Here is a 14,524-nt window from a genome sequence, read left to right as displayed (position 1 = left end):
GTGGCCTTGACTTCGACGAGCACCTCGCCGGCGCGCGGGCCGTCGAGCATCACCTCTTCGACGGTCAGCGGGGCGCCGGCCTTCCAGGCGACGGCAGCACGGGTCTTCATGGGAATCTCCTGGAGATAAAGGGACAACTCAGATCGGCGCGGCGTCGACGCCGAGGGCGAAGATGCCCGGCATGCCGACGAAACCCGGAAGCGCCTTGATGCGCTGCACCCACCGCCGGATGGCCGGATAGCGGTGCAGGAGGATGCCGCCCTCGGGCGCCAGTGCCACGTAGGGAAAGCAGGCGATGTCGGCGATCGTCGGAGCGAGCCCGGCCAACCAGTGCCGCTCCTGCGCCTCGCCATCGGCCAGATGGTCCTCGATGTGCGCGAACAGCTTGTGTGCGGCCGTGCGGCAGGCCTGGACATCGAAGTCGTAGCCGAAGGCATCGTGCAGCCGCGCTGCCGAGGCAGTGCGCGTGATGTCCTCCGCCACCGCCATCCAGAGCGCGACCCGGCCCCGCGACTGCGGCTCGATGGGCAGCCAGCGCTGCTGCAGGTCGTAACGCGCGGCCAGGTACACCAGGATGGCCTGCGCATCGCGCAGCACATAGCCGTCGTCATCGATGACCGGCAGCTGCCCGAACGGGTTCAGGCGCAGCAGCGCCTCCTCCTTGTGCTCGCGGTTCGGGTGGAAGTTGACCGGCACCCGCGTGAACGGCAGTTGCAGCAGCGCCATGAACAGGCGCAGCTTGTAGCAGTTGCCTGACAGTTCGTCGTTGTAGAGCTTGAGCATGATGAGGCCCTCAGAGATCGATCGTCAGCGATGGCGTTCGCGATCGCGACACGCAGGGGAGCATCTGCAGGTTCGATGCCTTTTCGCCGGCGCTCAAGTACTGGTCGCGGTGGTCGGGCGTCCCGTCGACCACCGTGCAGAGGCAGGTGCCACACACACCCTGCTCGCAGTTCGTCTCGACGGCGACGTCGATCGAACGCAGCACGTCCACGATGCTCTGGCCCGACGGAACAAGGACGCTGCGGCCCGAGCGGGCGAGCGTGAGCTCGAACGGGGCCCCGCCCGTCTCGACGGGACCGGCGCTCCTGAAATACTCGAAGTGCAGGCGCTTCGCGTCCCATCCCTGCCCGTTCGCGCAGGTCTCGACCAGCTGCATCAGCGGCGTGGGGCCGCAGCTGTAGCAGTGCGTCGCCGGGCCCTCGGCGTGCAGCAGGCCGTCGACCCGGGACCGCGTCTCTTCCGGCGTCAGCCCCGCATGCAGGGTCCACTGCCCCGCCAGTTCGCGATCCAGCTCTTCCCGGAACGCCACCTGCGCATCGGACCTGCAGAAGTAGTGCAGATGGAAGGCCTGCGAGCGCGCCCGCAGCGCACGCGCCATCGAGATCAGCGGCGTGATGCCGATGCCTCCGGCAAGCAGCAGGCTGCGGGTGGCCGACCGGTCCTGGCGGAAGTTGTTCTTCGGCATGCCGACGCGCAGCAGGTCGCCGACCCGCACGCCCTCGTGCATCAGGCGCGATCCGCCACGGGACTGCGGCTCCCGCTTGACGGCGATCGCGTAGACGTCGTCCTCATCCGACCCGGCGTTGCACAGCGAATACTGGCGCACCAGTCCGCCGTCCAGGTGCACGTCGAGATGGGCGCCGGGCGCCGCGGGCGGCAGCGGCCCGCCGGCCGGCGAGCGCAGCACGAAGGCCACGATGTCGTCGGTCAACGGTCGCCGATCGGCGACGACGAGCTGCAGTGCCTCCGGTGCGGCATCGGGGGCCGGCTCGACGCCCCAGCGCAGACCGATGCGGCGCAGCCAGCGCCGATAGGTGCTGGAGCCCGCATCCGCCTGCGAGGGCACTTCCAGGCGCGCATCCAGCGGCAGGCGCTTGTACACATGGTTCTCCAGGATCGGCTTGTCCTGGCCGAGGATGGTCTGCTGGAAGGCCAGGATCTCGCTGCCGCTGCTGGCGGCGTCGAACAGCGAGATCGAGAAGTGCACGATGCACCGATCCTCCTCGGTCGGCTGCACGAACAGGAAGATGATGTCGCTGCCCCCGGCATGGCCGGCCGGCGCCTTGTACAGCAGCGGGGAGAACGGGTTCACCACCCGGTACACGTAGTCCACGTCGGCCTGCCCGTCCGACGCGGCCGACGCCATCGGCTGCACGAACCTGCAACCGCGCGCCCACAGCTCGTTGCGGGCATCGAGCTCCACCTCGTAGGGCCGGACTTCGGTCGAATCCTCCGATCCCAGGATGTGGGCATGCACGAAGGGGAAGTGCGCCATGTCGAGGAAGTTCTCGACGACCCGCAGGCCACCGGTGTGCACGCCGATCGCGCCCATGTAGAGGAAGCGGCGGCCGGCCTGGTCGAACTCGGGCAGCGCGAACAGGGCCTTGGGCTCGGCCCCCAGGCAGACGAAGAGATGGCCGCAGTGCTCGCGCACCGCGCAGGGCGCGTCCGCGTCGCCGACCACGGACGCGGCGGGCCCTGCCGCGCCGCTGCGCCGGAGTTCGATCTCGCGCTGCAGCAGGCGGCGTCGCAAGACCTGCCCGCCCTGCAGGTCATCGCAGCGGGCCACCGCGAACCAGTCGTTCTCGATCGCCGGGTCGATCACGGGCCGATGTTGAAGCTCAGGCATGGAGACGCTCCATTGAGGGTTCGAGCAGCGGCTTGATCCGGGCGATGGCCGCGGTGCGGCGCGCCAGCTTGTCGGCGCGGGTGGATCCGTCCGTGCAGGGCTCGATGAACAGGTGGACCACGGTCGTCGCCGCCTCCATCGGCTGCAGCAGCAGCACGGCGCCGCGGCCGTCGTCGGCGGCGTGCTCCCGCCAGACGCTGGGCCGCTCGGCTGCGAAGCCGCGTCGGGACAGCCGGGCCATGGTCGCCTCGAAGGAGGCGTCGACCGTGAAGCTGCGGCAGGCCTCCAACTCGGCCAGTGCCGGCGGGTAGCCCGCGGGCAGTTGCGCGAGGCTGACCCAGACGACACCTGCGGATTCACGGCAGGCATAGGACCGCACGCAGGCGGCGGGTGGCGGCGCCAGGGCCGGCGTCGAAGGCACCCCCGTGCATCGGCCATCGGCGCCATAGCGCCAGCCGTGGTAGCGGCAGACCAGCTGGTCGCCGGCCACGAAGCCCAGGCTCAGGCGAACGCTGCGGTGCGGGCAGCGGTTCTCCCAGGCCTGCAGGCGCCCGTCGTCGGCCCGCCAGAGCGCGATCTCCTGGCCCTGCAGCATCGATGGGACGACGGCCCCTCGGGCCACATGTTCGGATCGCTCGACCGGAAACCAGTCCGCGTGATGAGTCGTCGGCTTGTTCATGTCGTCGGCCTCAGTGCGGCACCGTGCCCTGGATGCCTTCGATGAACCAGTTCATCCCGGCGATGTCCTGGTCGGACAGCGCCTTGCCCGCGGCGACGCGCTCCTTGCCGGCCGAATCCTTCAGCGGGCCGGCAAAGGGAAGCAGCCTGCCCGACTCGATATCGGCCTGCGCCTGCTGGGCCATGGCCACGACGGTCGCCGGCACGGCCTTGTTCCAGGGCGCCAGGTTCACGCCCTTGTTCTTCAGGCTCGCCAGGTAGGGCGCGCCCTTGAAGCTGCCGGCCAGGCTGTCCTTGACGACCTGCCGGAGGTAGGGCGTCCAGTCATGCATGATCGAGGTCAGCAAGCCCTTCGGGGCGTATCGCGACACGTCGGAGAACATGCCGATCGACCAGACGCCCTTGCTGTCGGCGTACTGGACCACGGCCGGCGCATCCTGGAACGCGGAGCCGATCACGTCGGCCCCATTAGCGATCAGCGATTGCGCCACCTCGCGTTCGCGGCCGGGGTTGTACCAGTCGTTGACCCACACCACCTTCACAACGGCGGACGGATTCACGCTGCGGGCGCCGCGCGCGAAGGCGTTGATCGTCGACACGACGTCGGGAATCGGCATCGCTCCCACGAAGCCCAGCGTGTTCGACCGGGTCATCTTGCCGGCCACCACGCCGGCCACGTACGCCCCTTCGTACCAGCGGGCGTTGTAGGTGCCGAAATTGGGCGCCAGCTTGTAGCCGCTGGCATGGACGAAGTTGACCTTCGGATTGTCGGCAGCGGCCGCCAGGCCGTCGCTCATGTAGCCGAAGCTGCCCAGCACCAGCAGGCGGGCATGGCCGTCGATCAGGTCCTGGATCACCCGCGCGCCGTCGGGCCCGGCCTTGACGTTCTCGACGACCTCGGTCTTGATCTGCGAGCCGAACTCCTTCTCCAGGTTCTTGCGGGCCGCCTCGTGCTGGGCCACCCAGCCGACATCGCCGACCGGGCTCTGGTAGACGAAATCGATCTTCAGCGGATCGGCCGAGGCCATGCCGGAGAACAGGGAGGCCGCCATCGCGGCGGCGCAGCTAGTGCGCAGAACAGACTTCAACACGGTCGTCGCTCCAAAGAATGCCGGCGAACCGCGCCGGCGGGGTTCCGATTCGTCGGTACTTCAAATCGGTATACCGATAATGTATTCCGATACGGAACCGACTCGCAAGCCGCATCTGTCAGAATCCTTCTCGGTAAAGACCCTCGGACACCAGCGCAGCGCTTCCTTCATGACTACCAAGGCCGATGAGATCGTCGAAAACGTGAGGGACGCGATCCTGTCGCACCGGCTGCTGCCGGGAACGCAGCTGCGGGAGGTGAGCCTGGGCCGTCTCTACGGCGTGAGCCGCACGGTCGTGCGCCAGGCGCTGCAACGCCTGGCCAAGGACGGCCTGGCCGATCTCACGCCGGGCCGGATCGCCTCGGTGGCCCAGCCTTCCGCCAAGGAGGCGCGCGAGGTCTTCGACATGCGAACGGCGCTCGAGACCCATGTGACCGAGGTGCTCGTCAGCAGGGCCTCGAAGAAGGACTTCGCACGCTTGCGCGCTCACCTGAAGAGCGAGCGGGCGGCGTTCGCGGCCGGTGACTGGGAGGCGGTGCGCAAGCTCGGCGCCGGTTTCCATGCCCTGATGGCCGAGTTGGCCGGCAACGAGCTGCTGACACGCACGCTCGAGGAACTGCATGCACGCATCGCGCTCATCCTGCAGCTCTACCGGCATGACTACGACAGCCATGTCGCCTGCCTGCAGGACGAGCACGAGGAGTTCATCAGCCTGCTGGAGGCCGGCTCCACGAAGCAGGCCGTCGCGCTGCTGAAGCGTCACCTCGGGAAGGTCGAGCAGAGCCTGAACATCGTCGATCAGCAGGCCTCGGACGACTTGCCGCTGCGGCGCGCGCTCCAGGCCGACCTCGACGATCGGGCCGGTGCCTAGTCGCGACGAACGGCATCCCTGCGTCCGTTGGAAGTGGCCGGCAGCGCCGCCCGATCCGGCGATGCCCGGCCGACTCACTAAAATCCGCTGTTTTCAGTAGCAAGGGCGCAGGCGTCGGCTTCACGGCATGCAACTCATCTCCAGGCCGGTACTGCCTTCACCGCCGGAATCACTGTCTCGACTGCTGCGGGAATGGGGCATGGCGCCCGTTCCCCTGGCCCCGGCGGCGGCACGCCTGGGCGCCTGGCTGGGATGGGCGGATGCGATCACGATCTCCCAGCTGCTGACGGCGCCGCCTGGCAAGGCGGCCTCCGAGGCGGCGCGAAGCGAGGCCAGGTGCTGGGCGGGTGGTGAGCTGGAACTGGTCCGTGCCCAGCTGGCCTCGGGCTTCGACAATGCGGCGCTGGCATCCGGGTCCGAACCGGAGGCCGAGGACGCAACGCTGCCGCAGCTGCTCGCCCCCTATCTGCAGCATGTCGCGCAGCAGCAGCGGACGATTGCAAGCCGCATCACCACGTTCCGGGCGCAGCTGCGGGCCCGCCTGGCGAACGCCTCCGACGAACTCGCACGGCTGGCCCAGCTGGACGAATACGTCGAGCGGGCGCTGGCCTCTCCCGAGCGTCGCGCCATGACCGGGGTTGCCGCGCTGCTGGAGATGCGGGCGCGCAGGCACTACGACGCCGACCGGCGCCGCTGGCGGCCCCGCCTCTGGTCGGACCTGCAGCGCGTGCTGCGGGCCGAGCTGGATCAAAGACTTCAACCCGTGCTGGGCCTCATCGAAGCCTTGGGCACAAGCAGCCCCCTATGAACCGAGCTCTCAACGCCCTCTACCCCATCGCCCTGGCTGCCGGTCTGGCGGGCATCGCCGGCGCCGGCATGGCCGCCGCGAGGAACCACCCCGTCGCGCTGGCCATGACGGTGCTGATCGCCGCCTTCTTTGCCATCGCTGCCTGGGAACTGGCGGCCTTTCGCCGGGACAGCCGTGGCCTGGCCGCATCCGCAGCGCGCAAGGTGCCCGATGACGACTGGATGCCCTCCGTGCCCGTCGCCCTGCGCGGTGCCGTGCAGATGCGCCTGGACGGCCTGCGCGTCGTCCTTCCGGGCCTGGCGCTGGCGCCGGCGATCGCCGGCCTGCTGGTGCTGCTGGGCATGCTCGGCACCTTCATCGGCCTGGTCATCACCCTGGGCAGCACGGCCAGTGCCCTCGGCGCCTCCGCCGACCTGAGCGCCCTGCGCTCCGCGCTGGGCGCCCCGATCCAGGGCCTCGGCCTGGCGTTCAGCGCCAGCGTGGCCGGCGTCGCCGGCTCGGCCATGCTGGGCCTGATGGTGGCCCTTGCCCGCAGGGAACGCTCGGCCGCCGGCGCGCTGCTGGATGCCGCGCTGCTGGGCCGGCTGCGCCCCCTGACCTCGGCGCATCGGCGCGAGATCGAACAGCGGGCCGCGGATGCCGCCGCGATCGAGCGCGAGGATGCCAGGCAAGCCACGATGCTCGCCCAGCTGCAGCAGTTCACCGAGCGCATCGCCGACCAGTTGAGCGCGCAGAACAGCCGCTTCCACAGCGAGACGGGCCAGGCCTACGCGGCATTGGCCAGCAGCGTGGACGCCACGCTGCGCACCAGCCTGGCGGAAGCCGCGCGGGAGGCAGGTGCCGCCATCGAGCCCGCCGCGGCGGCGGCCATGGCCGGCATCGCGCGCGAAGCCGCGTCCCTGCATGAACGCGTGGGAACGGCGGTGGCCGATCAACTGGCCGCGCTCGGCAGCCGCTTCGAGCAAGGTGCCGCGCGAATCGCGCATCAGCATGAGGCGGCGGACCAGGCACGATCGGCCTCGCTTCAAGCCCACATCGACTCGCTCGCCGGGCATCAGGCGTCCGCGCGCGAGGTGCTGGCGCAAGCCGGCCAGCAGTTTGCCGAGCAGGCCGAGGCCGCCGTCAGCACCCTGGCCGATGCATTCGCGCGGCTGCAGGCCAGGCAGGGCAGCGACGATGCGGATCGGCTCGCGGCCTGGCGTTCCGAGCTGGTCTCGGCCGGCGCCGCACAGTCGAAGCAGCAGCAGGAGCTGGCCGACGGCCTGCTCGCGAACACGCGCAGCCTGGTGGCCCAGGCCGAATCCCATTCACAGCGGACCCTGGCCGATGCCGGCGCCCTGCTGCAGGCTGCCGGCGAAGCGCCACGGGCGGCCGTCGAGGTCGTCGCCGCGCTGCGGGAGCAACTCGTCCAGAGCCAGGCCCAGGATCGCGCGGCGCTCGTCGAGCGGGCCGAGTTGATGCAGACGGTCTCGACGCTGCTGGCCTCCTTGCAGCAGGCCGCGGGCGATCAGCGTGCCGCCATCGACTCGCTCGTGGACCGGTCGGCCGTCCAGCTCGAAGCCCTGGGCCAGCGCTTCACGACGCTGGCCGATGCCTCGGGCCAGGCGCTCGCCGATGCAGCCACGAACCTGGCGGCCAGCGCGGCCGACGTCGCCTGCGTGGGCGAAGGCTTCGGCGAGGCGGTCGCGCAGTTCCAGCTTGCCAATGCCCAGCTCCTGCAGCACCTCGGCGTGCTGGAGGAACGCCTCTCCTCGGCGATCACGCGCAGCGACGACCAGCTGGGCTACTACGTGGCGCAGGCGCGCGAAGTCATCGACCTGTGCCTGGGCTCGCAGAAGCAGGTGCTGGATGCACTGCAGGGCGCCGCCGCCCATGGATGACCCGCTGGAGATCGAGCAGGAAGGCGTCGGCGCCCCCGCCTGGGCGGCCTTTGGCGACCTGATGGCCGGTGTGCTGGGCGCGTTCGTCCTCGTGCTGGCCGCGGCGCTGGTGGGGCAGCTGGACCTGGCGGAGCGCCTGCAGGCCGAAGTGCGGCAGCGCATGGCCGAACAGGCGCGACGCGAAGCCCTGGAACGCGCCCTGGCCGGCCCGCTCGCGGACGGCCGCATCACGCTGGTGGAAGGCCGGATCGGCATCAACAGCGCGGTGCTCTTCGCGACGGGATCGGACCAGCTGCTCGCCGAGGGCCGTGCGCTGCTCGGTGCCTTGGCTGCGCCGCTGCGCACCTACCTCGCCCAGCGCGACGAGATCCTGATGGTCAGCGGCTTCACGGATGATCGAGGGGTCGTGGCAGGCATGCAGTTCACCGACAACTGGGACCTGTCCGCCCGGCGCTCGCTGAACGTCACGCGGGCCCTGCTGGCGGACGGCCTCCCCCCCGACGCGGTGTTCTCTGCTGCGTTCGGCGCGCAGCAGCCGGTGGCCTCCAACGACACCGCGGCCGGCCGCGCGCTCAATCGACGCGTGGAAATCGCACCCACACCGCGGCCCCGGCGAGCGGCCGCGGCATCCGCGCCGTGAGCAGCATTGACGACCCGGTCGGCTGGGTCGCTGCGCAGCGGGTCGACCCGGTGCGCCGGCGCGTGCTGCACGCGCTGGCCCTGCGCGCGCAGGCGCAGCCTCCCGGCGCCCTGCGCGACAAGCTGATCGCAACACTGCAGCGGCGCGCATCGAGCGAGTCCCTGCCGCCTCGGAAGCAGGACCACCCGGCCCTCGACACCCGCCCGCTGGCCGAACTGCTCGCCCTGCTGCAGCTCGATGCCGGCCAGGAGCTGCGCCAGGTGCGCATCCACCACGGCACCTGGCGCCAGCTCCGCGTGGCGCGAAGCATGGCGGAGCTCAATGCGCCGATCGTGGGCCACCTGGGGCCGCTCAATGGCCAGGCGCTGGCGACGCGCGCGCTGCAGCAGATCCAGCGGCTGGCGCCGGACTACCTGCACAGGCTGCTCACGCAGATGGATGCGATCGCCGCACTGGAGCTGGTGCAGGCGCCCGGCGAGGCCGACAAGCCGGCTCGAGCAGGCAGGAAGAAGGCCGGGCCCAGGTAAAGACCTCTGCCGCGCTGGCGAGTCCTTGTCCTACGCGCATCGGCGGTAAGCAGTTGTAACGTGCCTGCAACCGATCCTCCCTACCCTTCTGACCTGGAGGCTGCCATGAACACCGTCCGTCCGCATCAGCTCGATCTCATGTACCGGGGTCGAAACATCAGCGTCATTGCAGCCCGGAAGCGCCAGGGCTGGGGCTGGGGCGCGCTGTTCGATGACCTCTGGGCGATCGAATGCAAGGAATGCTCCTTTGCGACCGCCGAGCTTGCCCTGGCGGACGCCAGGCTGTCCGTCGAAGACTTCATCGACTCGAACGCCACGCATGCAGGCTCCGAAGGGTTGGGCCTTCGCGCACGCTGACCAGGCGCAGCCCCGCGTCCTCGTTCAAGTGCCGCCCACCCACCGGCCCGGCCACGCCTTCGAACCCACCATGCCCTGGATCACCTCCGGGATCAGCGCCGCGACGGCACGGCTCGCCGGCGTGGCCGGCCGGGTCAGGTGGGTCGCGCAGACGACGCGGCGTGACATCCGGTCGCTGGCGATGCGCGCGGCCTGCAGCCTGCCTCCGGCAATTTCCTCGGCCACCGAGACACGCGACAGGATGGTGCCGCCGATGCCCGCCTCGGCGGCCTTCTTGACGCTGGGCAGCGAGTCGATCTCGGCCACGACGTCGAGCTGCAGGCCGAGCGGCTCGCAGGCCTCGTCGATGATGCGGCGCAGGCCGTGGCCGCGGCTGGGCAGCACCAGCGGCCAGCGGGCGAGGCGCGCGAGCGAGAGCCGCTTCGGGAGCGCGGGCATGCTCGAGCCGGTCACGAACACCAGTTCCTCGTCGAGCAGCGCACGCTTGTCCAGGCCGTTCTCGGCCTTGTCGCCGAACAGGATGGCCACGTCCAGCCGGCCGGACTGCAGCCACTCGGCCAGGAAGCCGCTGTAGGCCTCGACGATCTGCAGGCGCACCTGCGGCAGGCGCTCGCGGCAGGCGGCGAGGATCGGCAGGGTCGCGCCCAGCGCCACGGTGGTGGGCAGGCCGATGGTGACGCTGCCGCTCGGCAGCGCACCGGCCTCGCGCACGGCCTGCGCGGCACGTTCCACATCGGCCAGCACCAGGCGGGCGTGCTCCGCAAAGGTCCTGCCCGCCTCGGTCGGGCTCACGCCCTTGCGCGAGCGCAGCAGCAACTGCGTGCCCAGTTCGGCCTCCAGCGCGCTCATCTGCTGCCCCAGCGCCGGCTGCGCCACATGCAGCCGCGCCGACGCCTTGAGCAGGCTGCCGGCCTCGCAGACGCCGAGGAAATAGCGAAGCTGTCTGAGCTCCATCGTTAGCTCTTTCAGGTCTATCCGGTAGATGCATTCAGTATTTCACAGATAGCCCGCGGGCTCGCAGAATCGGCGCCATGAGCCTGGACATCGAACACCTGCGCCGCTGGATCGGCCGCACCGAGGCCGTGGAAGACATCGCCACGCTGGCGCCGCTGCGCGGGCTCGCGGCCACGCTGGACCGCGATGATCCGCCGCCACGCGCGGGCGACGCGATCCCGCCCGGCTGGCACTGGCTGTACTTCCTGCCGATGCAGCGGCAGGCGGCCATCGGGCCGGACGGACACCCGCAACGCGGCGGCTTTCTTCCGCCGGTGCCGCTGCCGCGCCGCATGTGGGCCGGCAGCCGGATCGAGTTCCATGCGCCGCTGCGCGCCGGCCAGGCGATCTCGCGCCTGTCGCACATCGAGGATGTCCAGTCGAAGCAGGGACGCAGCGGGCCGCTGGTGTTCGTTCGACTGCGCCACGAGATCTCGGCCGAGGGCGCATTGGCCCTCGTCGAGCAGCAGGACCTGGTCTACCGCGAGATGGCACGGCCCGGCGAGCCCGCGCCGGGCGCCGAGGCGGCAGCCGGGAAGCCGCAGTGGTCGCGCGGCATCGAGCCCGACGCGGTCCTGCTGTTCCGCTACTCGGCGCTGACCTTCAACGGCCACCGCATCCACTACGACCGGACCTACGCGACCAAGACCGAGGGCTACGCAGGCCTGGTCGTGCATGGCCCGCTGATCGCCACGCTGCTGCTCGACCTGCTGCGCCGCCACCAGCCGCAGGCGTCGCTGGCGCGATTCGACTTCCGTGCCGTCTCGCCGCTGCTCGACACCGCCGCCTTCCGGGTCTGCGCGAGGCAGACCTCCGACAAGACCATCCACCTGTGGGCCGAAGGCATCGACGGCCGCCTGGCCATGGACGCGAACGCCACGCTGGCCTGAACAAGAGGAAAAAACCATGTTCAACGAGATCGACGACCACCAGGAGATCCGCGACGCCGTGCGTGCGCTGTGCCGCCAGTTCCCGGACGAATACTTCCGCAAGGTGGACGAGCAGAAGGCCTACCCCGAGGCCTTCGTCGACGCGCTGATGGCGGCCGGCTGGCTGGCCGCGATGATCCCCGAGGACTACGGCGGCACCGGCCTGGGCCTGACCGCGGCGAGCGTCATCATGGAGGAGATCAACCGCAGCGGCGGCAACGCCGGCGCGGTGCACGGCCAGATGTACAACATGGGCACGCTGCTGCGCAGCGGCAGCGCGGCGCAGAAGCAGAAGTACCTGCCCGGCATCGCCGCCGGGAAGCTGCGCATCCAGTCGATGGCGGTGACCGAGCCGACCACCGGCACCGATACGACGAAGATCAAGACCACCGCCGTCAAACGCAAGGACGGCCGCTACGTCGTCAACGGCCAGAAGGTCTGGATCTCCCGCGTGCAGCACTCCGACCTGATGATCCTGCTGGCCCGCACCACGCCGCTGGCCGAGGTGCGCAAGAAGTCCGAGGGCATGTCCGTCTTCATCGTGGACCTGCGCGAGGCCATCGGCAACGGGCTGTCGGTGCGCCCCATTCCCAACCTGGTGAACCACGAGACGAACGAGCTGTTCTTCGAGGACCTGGAGATCCCCGAGGAGAACCTGATCGGCGAGGAAGGCCAGGGCTTCCGCTACATCCTGGACGGGCTGAACGCCGAGCGCACGCTGATCGCCGCCGAGTGCATCGGCGACGGCTACTGGTTCATCGAGCGGGCCCGCCGCTACGCCAACGAGCGCATCGTGTTCGACCGCCCGATCGGCCGCAACCAGGGCGTGCAGTTCCCGATCGCCGATGCCTTCATCGAGGTGGAGGCCGCCAACCTGATGCGCTTCGAGGCGGCGCGCCGCTTCGACGCCCGCGAGAGCTGCGGCGCGCAAGCCAATATGGCGAAGTACCTGGCCGCCAAGGCAAGCTGGGAAGCGGCCAACGTCTGCCTGCAGACGCATGGCGGCTTCGGCTTCGCCAACGAGTACGACATCGAGCGCAAGTTCCGCGAGACGCGGCTCTACCAGGTGGCGCCGATCTCGACGAACCTGATCTACGCGTACATCGCCGAGCACGTGCTCGGCCTGCCCCGTTCGTTCTGACAAGGATGCCCGCCATGCCCCGCCCCCTGGACGGCATCACCGTCGTCACGCTGGAACACGCGATCGCCGCGCCCTTCTGCACCCGCCAGCTGGCGGACCTCGGCGCGCGGGTCATCAAGGTCGAGCGCCCCGGCAGCGGAGATTTCGCGCGCGCCTACGACCAGCGGGTCAAGGGCCTGGCCTCGCACTTCGTCTGGACCAACCGCTCCAAGGAAAGCCTGAGCCTGGACCTCAAGCACCCGCAGGCTGTCGACGTGCTCTCCCGCCTGCTCGAAGGCGCCGACGTGCTGGTGCAGAACCTCGCGCCGGGCGCCGCGGCGCGGCTGGGCCTCGGCTTCGAGGCGCTGCACGCCCGGCATCCGCGCCTGATCGTCTGCGACATCTCCGGCTATGGCGACGACCCCGCCACGCCCGGCCCCTACCGCGACAAGAAGGCCTACGACCTGCTGATCCAGAGCGAGTCGGGTTTCCTGTCGGTGACCGGCTCGCCGGACGCGCCGGCCAAGGCCGGCTGCTCGATCGCCGACATCGCGGCCGGCATGCATGCCCATTCCGCCATCCTCGCCGCGCTGTTGCAGCGCAGCCGCACCGGCCGGGGCAGCCGCATCGATGTCTCGATGCTGGAGTGCATGGTCGAGTGGATGAGCTATCCGCTCTACTACGCCTACGAAGGGGCCGATCCGCCGCCGCGCGCGGGCGCGGCCCACGCGACGATCTACCCCTACGGCCCCTTCCTCGCCGGCGACGGCAAGACCGTGATGCTGGGCCTGCAGAACGAGCGTGAGTGGCGCCGCTTCTGCGTCGAGGTGCTGCGCCGGCCCGAGTGGGCCGAGGACCCGCGCTTCGCCTCGAACACGAGCCGCGTGGCCCACCGCGAGCTGCTGGCCGGGCTGATCGCCCAGTGCTTCGACGCGCTGTCGGCCGACGAAGTCGTGCGGCGGCTCGAGCAAGCGCAGATCGCCAATGCGCATGTCAACGACATGCACGACGTCTGGCGCCATCCGCAGTTGCAGGCGCGCGGGCGCTGGACCGAGGTCGACACCGAGATGGGCCCCGTTCCCGCGCTGCTGCCGCCCGGCAAGAGCGAGGCCTACGCGCCGCGCATGGATCCGGTGCCGGCGCTGGGCGCGCATTCGGAGGCGATCCTGCGCGAGCTGGGCTGGTCGGCGGACGGCATCGGGCAGCTGCGCCGCAGCGGTGCGATCTGAGCATGGACATCGATACGCCGCTGGCGCGCGCCCGCACGCTGCTGTTCGTCCCCGGCAACCGGCCGGAGCGCTTCGACAAGGCGCTGGCCAGCGGCGCCGATGCGATCGTGCTGGACCTGGAAGACAGCGTCCCGCCGGCCGCCAGGCCGGCCGCGCGCGAGGCCATCGCCGGCGCATGGCCCGGCCTGCTGGCGCGCGGCCTGCCGCTGGTCGTGCGGATCAACCCGCTCGATGGCGCGCTCGCCCGGGCCGAGCTCGAATGGCTGGCGGCGCTCGCGCCGGGCGCGGCCGTGATGGTGCCCAAGGCGAATGGCGCGGCTGACCTCGCTGCCCTCCACGCGCGGCTGCCACGGGCCCCGCTGCTGCCGCTGGTCGAAAGCGCGGCGGGCTACGCGAACCTCGCCGCGATCGCCGGCGCGCCCGGCGTGCTGCGCCTGGTCGTCGGCCATCTCGACTTCATGGCCGACACCGGCATCCAGTGCTCGGCGGACGAGCCGGAACTGGCCCCGCTGCGCTTCGCCGTCGCGATGCACACGCGGCTGCAGCGCCTGGCCGCGGCCGTCGACGGCGTCACCGCGGCGCTCGACGACGAGGCCCTGCTCCGCGCGGACACGCGGCGCGCGCTGCGCTTCGGCTTCGGCGCCAAGCTGTGCATCCATCCGAGGCAGGTCGCTGCCGTCCATGCCGCGCTGCTGCCCGAGCCGGCCCTGCTCGACTGGGCCCGCCGCGTGCTGGCCGCCGATGCCGCCGCCGCGGGTGCGGCGGTGCA

The 14,524-nt window shown here is 70.5% G+C and carries 15 protein-coding genes and 1 pseudogene; 10 read left to right on the top strand and 6 right to left on the bottom strand.

The window, feature by feature from the left end; all coding sequences use genetic code 11:
* From B0W88_RS22285 to B0W88_RS22265, 5 genes and pseudogenes are all read right to left on the bottom strand, one after another.
* Positions 1–110, bottom strand: a pseudogene (locus B0W88_RS22285) (S-(hydroxymethyl)glutathione dehydrogenase); the annotation flags it as partial.
* A gap of 28 nt (positions 111–138) precedes the next feature.
* The gene (locus B0W88_RS22280) at positions 139–783 is read right to left on the bottom strand and encodes a glutathione S-transferase family protein (RefSeq protein ID WP_077036826.1); all 645 of its coding nucleotides are present in this window, start codon (positions 781–783) and stop codon (positions 139–141) included.
* Between the two features lie 10 nt (positions 784–793).
* Positions 794–2,632, bottom strand: a complete 1,839-nt coding sequence (locus tag B0W88_RS32665; protein ID WP_083748978.1) for a 2Fe-2S iron-sulfur cluster-binding protein — start codon at positions 2,630–2,632, stop codon at positions 794–796.
* Positions 2,625–3,311, bottom strand: coding sequence for a Rieske (2Fe-2S) protein (locus B0W88_RS22270; RefSeq protein WP_077036825.1), 687 nt, complete (start codon positions 3,309–3,311; stop codon positions 2,625–2,627). Before B0W88_RS22270 ends, B0W88_RS32665 begins: the two co-directional genes overlap by 8 nt.
* Positions 3,312–3,321: 10 nt before the next feature.
* Positions 3,322–4,362: a BMP family ABC transporter substrate-binding protein gene (locus B0W88_RS22265; RefSeq protein ID WP_077036824.1), complete on the bottom strand. Its 1,041-nt coding sequence runs from the start codon at positions 4,360–4,362 to the stop codon at positions 3,322–3,324.
* Between the two features lie 118 nt (positions 4,363–4,480).
* Here B0W88_RS22265 and B0W88_RS22260 point away from each other — a divergent pair, with 118 nt between their 5' ends.
* The 6 genes from B0W88_RS22260 (at position 4,481) to B0W88_RS22235 (ending at position 9,484) form a co-directional block, all read left to right on the top strand.
* Positions 4,481–5,272, top strand: a complete 792-nt coding sequence (locus B0W88_RS22260) for a GntR family transcriptional regulator (protein WP_158080915.1) — start codon at positions 4,481–4,483, stop codon at positions 5,270–5,272.
* 127 nt (positions 5,273–5,399) lie between these two features.
* On the top strand, positions 5,400–6,080 hold the full coding sequence (locus B0W88_RS22255) for a DUF3348 family protein (RefSeq protein WP_083748976.1): 681 nt from the start codon (positions 5,400–5,402) through the stop codon (positions 6,078–6,080).
* A complete protein-coding gene (locus tag B0W88_RS22250) occupies positions 6,077–7,960 on the top strand; it encodes a hypothetical protein (RefSeq protein WP_077036821.1) in 1,884 nt (627 codons plus the stop codon). Before B0W88_RS22255 ends, B0W88_RS22250 begins: the two co-directional genes overlap by 4 nt.
* Positions 7,953–8,600 (top strand): OmpA family protein, encoded by a 648-nt coding sequence (locus tag B0W88_RS22245; RefSeq protein WP_077036827.1) that lies wholly within the window; start codon positions 7,953–7,955, stop codon positions 8,598–8,600. Before B0W88_RS22250 ends, B0W88_RS22245 begins: the two co-directional genes overlap by 8 nt.
* On the top strand, positions 8,597–9,127 hold the full coding sequence (locus B0W88_RS22240; protein ID WP_077036820.1) for a DUF2894 domain-containing protein: 531 nt from the start codon (positions 8,597–8,599) through the stop codon (positions 9,125–9,127). The genes B0W88_RS22245 and B0W88_RS22240 overlap by 4 nt, the downstream gene beginning before the upstream one ends.
* A 105-nt stretch (positions 9,128–9,232) precedes the next feature.
* Positions 9,233–9,484, top strand: coding sequence for a hypothetical protein (locus B0W88_RS22235; RefSeq protein ID WP_077036819.1), 252 nt, complete (start codon positions 9,233–9,235; stop codon positions 9,482–9,484).
* Positions 9,485–9,508: 24 nt separating this feature from the next.
* Here B0W88_RS22235 and B0W88_RS22230 read toward each other — a convergent pair whose 3' ends face one another.
* Positions 9,509–10,438: a LysR substrate-binding domain-containing protein gene (locus tag B0W88_RS22230; protein WP_077036818.1), complete on the bottom strand. Its 930-nt coding sequence runs from the start codon at positions 10,436–10,438 to the stop codon at positions 9,509–9,511.
* Between the two features lie 77 nt (positions 10,439–10,515).
* Here B0W88_RS22230 and B0W88_RS22225 point away from each other — a divergent pair, with 77 nt between their 5' ends.
* From B0W88_RS22225 to B0W88_RS22210, 4 genes are all read left to right on the top strand, one after another.
* Entirely contained in the window at positions 10,516–11,367 is an 852-nt protein-coding gene (locus B0W88_RS22225; RefSeq protein ID WP_077036817.1) for a MaoC family dehydratase N-terminal domain-containing protein, read from the top strand.
* A 16-nt stretch (positions 11,368–11,383) separates the two neighbouring features.
* Positions 11,384–12,547 (top strand): acyl-CoA dehydrogenase family protein, encoded by a 1,164-nt coding sequence (locus B0W88_RS22220; protein WP_077036816.1) that lies wholly within the window; start codon positions 11,384–11,386, stop codon positions 12,545–12,547.
* Positions 12,548–12,561: 14 nt separating this feature from the next.
* Complete coding sequence (locus B0W88_RS22215; RefSeq protein WP_233151804.1) at positions 12,562–13,755, top strand: CaiB/BaiF CoA-transferase family protein; 1,194 nt, start codon at positions 12,562–12,564, stop codon at positions 13,753–13,755.
* Between the two features lie 2 nt (positions 13,756–13,757).
* A partial coding sequence (locus B0W88_RS22210) for a CoA ester lyase (protein WP_077036814.1) occupies positions 13,758–14,524 on the top strand: 767 nt, incomplete at its 3' end.

Origin of the sequence: Pelomonas sp. KK5, assembly GCF_001984095.1 — a bacterium.
Lineage (GTDB): Bacteria > Pseudomonadota > Gammaproteobacteria > Burkholderiales > Burkholderiaceae_C > KK5.
The sequence above is the reverse complement of the archived record's forward strand: the minus strand, read 5'-3'. Positions and strand labels throughout refer to the sequence as shown.

Excerpts from the sequence above, each read along its gene's own strand:
- B0W88_RS22280 (WP_077036826.1), bottom strand. The coding sequence starts at position 783 with ATGCTCAAGCTCTACAACGACGAACTGTCAGGCAACTGCTACAAGCTG.
- B0W88_RS32665 (WP_083748978.1), bottom strand. The coding sequence starts at position 2,632 with ATGCCTGAGCTTCAACATCGGCCCGTGATCGACCCGGCGATCGAGAAC.
- B0W88_RS22270 (WP_077036825.1), bottom strand. The coding sequence starts at position 3,311 with ATGAACAAGCCGACGACTCATCACGCGGACTGGTTTCCGGTCGAGCGA.
- B0W88_RS22265 (WP_077036824.1), bottom strand. The coding sequence starts at position 4,362 with ATGGCGGCCTCCCTGTTCTCCGGCATGGCCTCGGCCGATCCGCTGAAG.
- B0W88_RS22260 (WP_158080915.1), top strand. The coding sequence starts at position 4,481 with ATGTATTCCGATACGGAACCGACTCGCAAGCCGCATCTGTCAGAATCC.
- B0W88_RS22255 (WP_083748976.1), top strand. The coding sequence starts at position 5,400 with ATGCAACTCATCTCCAGGCCGGTACTGCCTTCACCGCCGGAATCACTG.
- B0W88_RS22250 (WP_077036821.1), top strand. The coding sequence starts at position 6,077 with ATGAACCGAGCTCTCAACGCCCTCTACCCCATCGCCCTGGCTGCCGGT.
- B0W88_RS22245 (WP_077036827.1), top strand. The coding sequence starts at position 7,953 with ATGGATGACCCGCTGGAGATCGAGCAGGAAGGCGTCGGCGCCCCCGCC.
- B0W88_RS22235 (WP_077036819.1), top strand. The coding sequence starts at position 9,233 with ATGAACACCGTCCGTCCGCATCAGCTCGATCTCATGTACCGGGGTCGA.
- B0W88_RS22230 (WP_077036818.1), bottom strand. The coding sequence starts at position 10,438 with ATGGAGCTCAGACAGCTTCGCTATTTCCTCGGCGTCTGCGAGGCCGGC.
- B0W88_RS22225 (WP_077036817.1), top strand. The coding sequence starts at position 10,516 with ATGAGCCTGGACATCGAACACCTGCGCCGCTGGATCGGCCGCACCGAG.
- B0W88_RS22220 (WP_077036816.1), top strand. The coding sequence starts at position 11,384 with ATGTTCAACGAGATCGACGACCACCAGGAGATCCGCGACGCCGTGCGT.
- B0W88_RS22215 (WP_233151804.1), top strand. The coding sequence starts at position 12,562 with ATGCCCCGCCCCCTGGACGGCATCACCGTCGTCACGCTGGAACACGCG.